This window comes from uncultured Alsobacter sp., assembly GCF_945952055.1.
In the GTDB taxonomy this organism is placed as follows: domain Bacteria; phylum Pseudomonadota; class Alphaproteobacteria; order Rhizobiales; family Beijerinckiaceae; genus Alsobacter.
Map to the genome: position 1 here is coordinate 63,765 of NZ_CAMFHB010000036.1, position 8,029 is coordinate 71,793.

8 protein-coding genes are annotated in these 8,029 nt (G+C 71.2%); 7 read left to right on the forward strand and 1 reads right to left on the reverse strand.

Features of this window, described 5'->3' with window-relative positions; all coding sequences use genetic code 11:
* The first annotated feature begins 6 nt into the window (after positions 1–6).
* The 7 genes from Q0Q47_RS22475 (at position 7) to Q0Q47_RS22505 (ending at position 6,723) form a co-directional block, all read left to right on the forward strand.
* Positions 7–1,608, forward strand: a complete 1,602-nt coding sequence (locus Q0Q47_RS22475) for an AMP-binding protein (RefSeq protein WP_293865119.1) — start codon at positions 7–9, stop codon at positions 1,606–1,608.
* Positions 1,608–2,480, forward strand: coding sequence for a branched-chain amino acid ABC transporter permease (locus tag Q0Q47_RS22480; protein ID WP_293865122.1), 873 nt, complete (start codon positions 1,608–1,610; stop codon positions 2,478–2,480). Before Q0Q47_RS22475 ends, Q0Q47_RS22480 begins: the two co-directional genes overlap by 1 nt.
* A complete protein-coding gene (locus tag Q0Q47_RS22485) occupies positions 2,477–3,445 on the forward strand; it encodes a branched-chain amino acid ABC transporter permease (protein ID WP_293865125.1) in 969 nt (322 codons plus the stop codon). The genes Q0Q47_RS22480 and Q0Q47_RS22485 overlap by 4 nt, the downstream gene beginning before the upstream one ends.
* Entirely contained in the window at positions 3,442–4,209 is a 768-nt protein-coding gene (locus Q0Q47_RS22490) for an ABC transporter ATP-binding protein (protein ID WP_293865128.1), read from the forward strand. Before Q0Q47_RS22485 ends, Q0Q47_RS22490 begins: the two co-directional genes overlap by 4 nt.
* Positions 4,202–4,906 (forward strand): ABC transporter ATP-binding protein, encoded by a 705-nt coding sequence (locus Q0Q47_RS22495; RefSeq protein WP_293865131.1) that lies wholly within the window; start codon positions 4,202–4,204, stop codon positions 4,904–4,906. Before Q0Q47_RS22490 ends, Q0Q47_RS22495 begins: the two co-directional genes overlap by 8 nt.
* A gap of 71 nt (positions 4,907–4,977) precedes the next feature.
* Complete coding sequence (locus tag Q0Q47_RS22500) at positions 4,978–5,760, forward strand: helix-turn-helix domain-containing protein (RefSeq protein WP_293865133.1); 783 nt, start codon at positions 4,978–4,980, stop codon at positions 5,758–5,760.
* A gap of 99 nt (positions 5,761–5,859) precedes the next feature.
* Positions 5,860–6,723 (forward strand): isocitrate lyase/PEP mutase family protein, encoded by an 864-nt coding sequence (locus Q0Q47_RS22505; RefSeq protein WP_293865135.1) that lies wholly within the window; start codon positions 5,860–5,862, stop codon positions 6,721–6,723.
* Between the two features lie 24 nt (positions 6,724–6,747).
* On the opposite strand, the gene Q0Q47_RS22510 is transcribed toward Q0Q47_RS22505, so the two are convergent.
* Positions 6,748–7,797: a GlxA family transcriptional regulator gene (locus Q0Q47_RS22510; RefSeq protein ID WP_293865137.1), complete on the reverse strand. Its 1,050-nt coding sequence runs from the start codon at positions 7,795–7,797 to the stop codon at positions 6,748–6,750.
* Positions 7,798–8,029: the final 232 nt, after the last annotated feature.

Consider the following 8,029-nt stretch of genomic DNA (forward strand, 5'->3'; position numbering starts at 1 on the left):
CTCTCGATGCCCATGACCGCCTTCGACCGACGCCTGGCCGACCTCGCGCGGATCCCGCGCCCGGAACTCTCCGGGCGGACGGGACTGGCCGAGGTCGCGCTCGCCAAGGCCGCCGCAGATCCCGCGCGCATCCTCGTGCGGGACGGGGCGCGCGCCGTGTCGCGGGGCGAGATGGTCGAGCTTGCCTGTCGGCTGGGCGGAGCGCTGGCGGCCCGCGGGATCGCGCCGGGGGCGGCGGTGGCGTTCCAGCTGCCGAACTGGTGGGAGGCCTGCGTCGTCAATCTGGCGGCGGCGCTGTTCGGTTACCGGCTCGTTCCCCTGCTGACGATCTACCGGCAGGCGGAACTGGGCTTCATCCTGCCCGCGCTCGCGGTCGAGGCCATCGTCGTGCCGCAGGCCTGGCGGGGCACGGACTATCCGGGCCTCGTCGCTCGACTGCCCAACCCGCCCGCCCACGTGTTCACCGTGCGCGGCGACGCGGCCGCAGACACCTCGTTCGAGGCCCTGCTGCGCCATCCCGCCGCAACTCCGGTCCCGCCGCCGGCCACGGACGCCAAGATGGTGCTCTTCACCTCGGGCAGCACCGGGCGGCCGAAGGGCGTGATCCACAGCCATGCCACCGTCGACGCCATCATCCGGCGGACGGCGGACTTCTGGGGTACGGGGCCGGACGACGGCCTCTACGTCCCCTCCCCGATCGGCCATATCGGCGGATCGATCTATGCCTTCGAGTTCCCCTGGCTCACCGACTGCACCGCGATCCTGGCCGAAGCCTGGGATCCCGACGCGGCCGTGAGCGCCATCGACGCGGCGGGCGCCACCTTCATGGCCGGCGCGACGCCGTTCCTGGCCGGGCTGATCGCGGCTGCGCAGCGGGCCGGGACCCGCCTGCCGACGCTGCGCCGCTTCGTCTGCGGCGGCGCCAGCGTGCCGCCGGAACTGGTGCTGCGGGGCCTGGCGCATTTCCCGAACGCGGTCGTCTCGCGCGCCTACGGCTCCACCGAGGTGCCGCTCGTCTGCCCCGGCGCGTGCGACCGCGCGCAGGCGCAGGCCCATGCCGACACGGATGGCGAGATATCGGTGGACCTGCGCATCGTGGATGACGCCGGCAGCCCCGTCGCGGACGGCGCGGCCGGCGAGATCCTGGTCCGCGGCCCGCAGATGCTGCTGGGCTACCTCGATCCGGACGACGACGCCGCGGCCATGACCGCTGACGGGTTCTTCCGCATGGGCGATCTCGGCCGTCGCGTCGCCGGCCGCTACCTCGAGATCACCGGGCGCAAGAAGGACATCATCATCCGCAAGGGCGAGAACATCAGCCCGCTCGAGATCGAGAACGCGCTCGCCCGCCATCCCGCCGTGCGGCAGTCGGCGGTGGTCGGCATCCCCGACCCCGAGCGCGGCGAAATGGTCGTCGCCTTCGTGCTGCCGGCCGACGGGGCTTCGTTCACGCTGGACGTCATGAAGGCCCATCTCGACGGCCTGGGCCTCGCCCGCCAGAAGTTTCCCGAGCGCCTGCACGTGGTCGAGGCGCTCCCGGTCAACGCCGTCGGCAAGGTGCAGAAGAAGGACCTGCGCGCGCTCGCCGCCGCGGGAGGCCAGGCCTGATGTCGCTCTACCTCTACGGGCTCTACAACGGCCTGGTGCTCGGCCTAGCGATCTTCCTGGTGTCCTCCGGCCTGACGCTGGCCTTCGGCATCATGAAGATCTTCAACTTCGCCCATGGCGCGTTCTTCATGGTGGGCGCCTACACGGCCTATGCGATCACCGGCCAGGAGGCCTCTTCGCTCTTCGTCTTCCTCGGCGCAGCCTTCATCGCCGCCCTGCTGATCGGCAGCATCGGGGTGCTGGCCGACCTCGCGGTCTTCCGGCGGCTGGCGGGCGTGCCGCCGGAATACACGCTGATGGCGGCCTTCGGGATCCTGCTGCTCTCCAACGGCGTGTCGAAGATCGTGTTCGGGCAGGCGGTCCACACGGTCTACCCGCCGGCCGTGCTGGGCGACTTCATCGACCTCGGCATGCCCGTGTCCGTCTACGGCCTCTTCATCATCGCCGCGGGCATCCTCGTCTTCGCGACGCTGGAAATCGGCCTGAACCGGCTGTGGTTCGGCAAGCTGGTGCTGGCGGTGGCCCGCGACCCGTGGATGGCGAACGTGGCGGGCCTGCAGGTGCAGCGCCTGAAGCTCGTGTCCGTCGTCGTGTCCTTCGCGCTGGCGGGCCTTGCCGGCGGATTGCTCGTGGCCAACCAGGCGCTGTCGCTGGATCTCGGGCACTCCTACCTGCTCTACGCCTTCTGCGCCGTCATCGTCGGCGGGCTCGGCTCGGTGCGCGGGGCCTTCTTCGCCTCCATCCTGTTCGGGCTGGCGGAGAGCCTGAACGCCGTGGTCCTGCCGGGGCTGCCCGGCATCGCGACCTACTCGCTCCTCATCGTCCTCGTGCTCGTGCGGCCGCAGGGCCTGTTCCCGGAGCTGTCGCAATGAAGCTGGCGGGACACCTCGCCCTGGCGGTGCTGCTGGCCGTCTTCCTGCTGGCGCCGTTCATCGTCCATCCGGGGCTCGTGTTCATCGCGGGGTTCGCGATGATCCAGATCGTCTTTGCGCTGTCGTGGAACATCCTGTTCTCCTACGCCGGCCTCGTCTCGTTCGGGCACGCGGCCTTCTTCGGGATCGGGGCCTATCTCTCCGCGGCGGCGCTGCGCTACGGCTGGAACGTCAGCTTCCTGCTGATCCCGCCGGCGAGCTTCGCGCTGGGCGCCTTCGCCGCCTTCCTCGTGGCGATCGTGGTGCTGCGCCGCGCCAACGGCATCCAGTTCTCGGTCCTGACGCTGGCGCTGTCGCAGCTCGTGGTCGTGCTGATCGGCTACTCGCCCTATCTCGGCCACGACGAGGGCATCTCGGCCATCCCGCGGCCCGTCATCAACCTCGGCATCGCGACGCTCAATCTGGCCAACCCGCTGGCCAACTACTACTTCGTGATCGGCGTGGGGCTCGTCACCATCCTGCTGATCTGGCTCGTCGTGCACGGGCCGCTGGGGCGGACGATGCAGGCGGTGCGGATCGACCCCGAGCGCGCGGCCTTCGTGGGCATCGACGTCTGGCGCCTGCGCGTCGCCTCCTTCACCCTGTCCGGCGGCTTCGCCGCGGTCGGAGGCTCGCTGCTCGCGCCCTGGGCGCAGATCGTGCACCCGGACTACGTGAACTGGCTCGCCTCGGCCCAGCCGATCTTCGCCACGCTCCTGGGCGGCGTCGGCCATTTCTGGGGCCCCGTGGTGGGCGTGCTGGGGCTTGCGGGCCTCAACTACTTCACGCGCACCTTCGTCGGCATCTCCGAGATCGTGGTGGGGGCGAGCCTGCTGGTCGTCGTGCTGGTGGCGCCGCAGGGCATCCTCGGCGCGCTGCGCAAGGCGGCGCGCAAGCGCAAGGCCGCGGCGGGAGCCCATCCATGATCCTCGACGCGCAAGGGATCGAGATGAGCTACGGGGCGCTCAAGGTGCTCCACGGCGTCTCGCTGCAGGCCGAGGAAGGCCGGACGCTCGCCATCATCGGCCCCAACGGCGCCGGCAAGACCACGCTGTTCAAGGTGCTCACCGGCGAACGCCTGCCCAGCGCCGGCACGGTGCGCTTTCGCGGCGAAGACGTGACGACCCTGCCGGCCTTCCGCCGCGCGCGGCTCGGCTTCGGCCGCACCTTCCAGGTGGCCAGGATCTTCTCCGAACTCGACCTGATGGCCAACGTGGTCATCCCGATCGAAGCCCGTATCCGCGCCGGCGGCGGCAGCGCGGGACCGCGGTGGCGCTGGACGCCCATGCCCGAGGTCCGCGCCGAGGCCGAGGGCATCCTGGAACGGCTCGGCTTCGCGCGCTCGCGCTGGGAGGACGAGGCACAGTTCCTGTCCCACGGCGACCGAAAGCGCCTGGAGTTCTGCGTCGCCCTGGCCACGCGCCCGGGCATCCTGATGCTCGACGAGCCCACCGCCGGCATGTCGCCCTCCGACCGTCGTGAGATGACGCGCTTCCTGGCGCGGCTGAAGACCGAGACGGGCATCACCATCGTGATGACCGAGCACGACATGGATCTGATCTTCGAGCTCGCCGACACGCTCATGGTGCTCAACTACGGCGAGGTGATCGCGGCGGGGGAGCCTTCGCAGGTGCGCGACGACCCGCTGGTGAAGAAGGTCTATCTCGGCCACGGAGCGCAGCATGCTTGAGGTGCGCTCCCTCGATGCCCATTACGGCCAGGCCCACATCCTCCATGGCGTCGCCTTCGCGCTCGCCGAGCGCGAGCGCATCGCTGTGCTGGGCCGCAACGGCGCGGGCAAGAGCACGCTCCTGAAGAGCCTGATGAACGCCGGCCCCACGGTGCGGGGCGAGGTGGTGCTCGACGGCAAGCCGCTCGGGCGCACCAGCGCCAGCGACCGCGTGCGACTGGGGCTCTCGCTAGTGCCCGAGGACCGGCGCATCTTCACCCATATCACCGTGGCCGAGAACATCCGGCTCGCCCAGCAGGGCACCGAGCGCAAGGCGGGGCTGCCGACGCTCGCCGAGGTGGTCGCAATGTTCCCGATGCTGAAGGATCTCGTGACGCGGATGGGCGGCCAGTTGTCCGGCGGGCAGCAGCAGATGCTGGCGGTCGCCCGCTCCATCGCCGCGCGACCCCGCCTCATGCTGCTCGACGAGCCGACCGAGGGGCTCGCCCCGGTGATCGTCGAGGACATGGCAGCCAAGGTGGTCCAGGCCTGCGAGGCCTACGGCACCGCCCTGGTGCTGGCCGAGCAGAACATCTGGTTCGCGCGCCAATGCACCTCGCGGGTGATGCTGCTCGACTCCGGGTCACTGGTCTTCTCCGGCTCCTGGGCCGAATTCGACGCCTCCGGGGCGCTGGTCGAGCGCTATCTGGCCGTGTAGCGGCGGTGGGCCACAGTTTCGCTCTTCCGTCGGATGACGTAGTTCTGAAAGCAATCCACCGGGCAGGCGCGATGTCGGCGATCGAAAACGAAGCACCGGAAGGCAACACCGACGGCACGCAGGCGATCCGCCGGGCCGCCGCGATCCTGCGCCGGATCGGCCAGGGCGACCCGCAGGGCGTCGGCCTCTCCGCCATCACCGACACGGTGAAGCTGCCCCGCTCGACCGCGCACCGGATCCTGAAGTGCCTCGTGGAGGAGGACCTCGTCCGCCACGACGCGGAGCGGCGCCGCTACATGGTCGGCCGCCTCACCTACGAGCTCAGCCTCGCCGTGACGCCCGACACGCTCGACATCGGCCGCTGGCGGGTGGCGGTGGACAGGGTCGCGCAGCGCACCGGCGTGACCTCCTACCTGCTCGGCCGCAGCGGCATCGAGGCGACCTGCCTGCTCAAGACGGACGGCAGCGCCGTCATCCGCGTCATCCCGGTCGAGATCGGGCAAAGGCGGCTGCTGGGGGTGGGCGCCGGGTCCACGGCGCTGCTGGCGGCCCTCGACCCCGAGACGACCGAGCGCATCATCCGCACCATCGCCCCGCATCTCGAGGGCCACGCCAACCTCAACGAAGCCACCGTTCGCCGGCTCGTGGCCGAGACGCGCGCGACGGGCTTCACGGTGAGCCGCAGCAACGTGGTCCGCGAGGCGATCGGCATCGGCATGGCCATCCCGGCGAAGGCGGGGCACCCCACCCTCGCCCTCAGCATCGCCGGCCTGGCATCCCAGGCGGACGACACGGTCGTGGACCGCTGGAAGCAGATCATCCGCGAGGAGATCGAGGCGGTGCTCCAGACCTGACGGCCATCGGCCGGAACCGCCGCACGACGTTGGTGCTGGCCTTCGCGTGGGATGACGGGGATGATGCCGCCCGGCGACCGGCGAAGCAGGAGGAGTCGCATGAGCACGGGAGATCGCAGGGACGCCTATCGACGGGTCCTCGCGGGAGGCGACTGCGCCAGGCCTGCCATCGTCCACGATCCGCTCACCGCGCGCATGGCCGAGGTGCTGGGCTATCCGCTAGGCATGATTCCCGGCTCGGACGTGGCGCTGTCGGTGCTGGGCGCACCGGACATCGCCCTCGTCACCATGAGCGAGTTCGTCGACCAGGTGCGCCGGATGACCCGCGCGACCGCCCTGCCGCTCATGGCGGATGGCGACCACGGCTACGGCAACGCGCTCAACGTGCGCCGCTTCGTGGCCGACCTCGACGCGGCGGGCCTGTGCGGCGTCACCATCGAGGACACCGACCTGCCGGCGCCCTACGGCGCCGCCAAGGGGCGGCTGATCCCGCTGGAGGAGGCGGTCGGCAAGCTCCGCGCCGCTCTCGAGGGTCGCGCCGACCACCGCTTCGCGGTGATCGGGCGAACGAGCCTGCTGCTCGCCGAGGATGGGCTGACAGAGATCGCGGCGCGCCTGAAAGCCTACGAGGCGGCCGGCGTCGACGCGCTGTTCGTGCAGGGGCTCAAGGAGCGCTCGCAGCTGGAGCGGCTCTGCGCCGTGACCACCCTGCCCTTCGTGATCCCCCAGCCCGTCGCGGCGCTCGAGGACGCGGCCTGGCTCGCGGCCTGCCGCGTGCGCGTCGCCTTCCCGCAAACGCCCAAGGCCATGGCGGCGGCCATCGATGCCGGGCACGCCGCCCTCGTCGCCGGCAGCCCGGCCCGAACACCCATCGCCGACAGCCACGCGGAGCTGCTGCGCATCCTCACCCGCGCCGATGCCTACCGCCAGGCGGCCCGGGACTACCTGGCTGCGGAGGATTGAGCCGCGGAAGGCTGACGCGGCGCGTCAATACGGCCTGCGGTCGGCCGGCAGGTCCGTCGCGCTGCGCTCGGCCGCGGACGAGGCGCGGAAGCGGGCGGGGGTGGTGCCGAAGACGCGGCGGAACTCCTTGCCGAAATGGGCGGCGTCGGCGAAGCCCGAGGCGGCGGCGATGTCGGCCACGGGGCGCGACGACCGCTCCAGCAGCCAGCGTCCGTAGCGGATGCGGATGCGGCGGTACACCGCCGCCGGAGGCTGGCCGAGGGCCGCCATGAAGAGGCGCGTCAGCTGCCGGTCGCCCAGCCCGATCCTGGCCGCCAGCGCCGCGACCGTCAGCGGGCCCTCGAGGTTCTGCTCCATGAGCGAGATCGCCCGGCGGACCGTCGGCGGCACGGCCTGCGGCACGAAGGCGGGCATCGGCTGCGACGTCGTCTCGGGACGGGGGCTCTCGAACAGCAGGATGCCCATGCTCTTGTGGGCGGCCGAGGCGCCGACATGCCTGTCGACCAGGGTCGCGGCGAGGTCTGCGACGCCGGCGCCGCCCGAGCTCGTGATGCGGTCGCCGTCGATGAGGAACAGGCGGTCGGAGACGGGCTCGATGTCGTCGAAGTCCCGGATCATGTCGCTGTGATGGTACCAGCTCACGCAGCAGCGCCGCCCCTTGAGGAGCCCGGCGCGAGCAAGCACGAAGGTGCCGGTGCACACGCCGATCAACGGCACGCCCGCCCGCGCGGCGGCGCGCAGGTAGTCCTCCGTGTCCCGGTCCACGGCAGCGCCCTGGTGCAGGACGCCGCCGATGACGGCGATGTAGTCGAACGGCTGTGGATCCAGGAGGCCCGAGTCCGGCATCACCTCCAGCCCGCAGCTGGCGCGGATCGCCCGCGGCCTCGAGCTCATCACCTTCCAGTCGCACTGGACGCGCCTTGAGAGATCCCCCTCGTCACCCGCCAGGCGCAGGGTGTCAGCGAACAGGGAGAAGGCGCTGAGCGTGAAGTTGTTGGCCAGGATGAACCCGACCCGCAGGCGCGGGCCGCCCTGCTCCGTCCTAGGTCCGGTGCCGGCTCCCTTCCGCTGCATGTCGCCCCCGCGCTGGTTCACGTCAGGCGAGACCATGGGTCAGGCGAGCGGCGCCGTCTACGTGGAGGACCGCCGCGGCGCACATGTCAGACGCCCAATCGGGGTCGAGCTACGGCGCGTGCCCATCCCCCGGGCCAGCCAGGCCTGGCCGGCCGCAGCCACCGTTCCGGCGATTCATCTTCGGCTTGATCATCCAGACAGAACAGCCCGCCGCCGATGCGCCCTCCCGGGG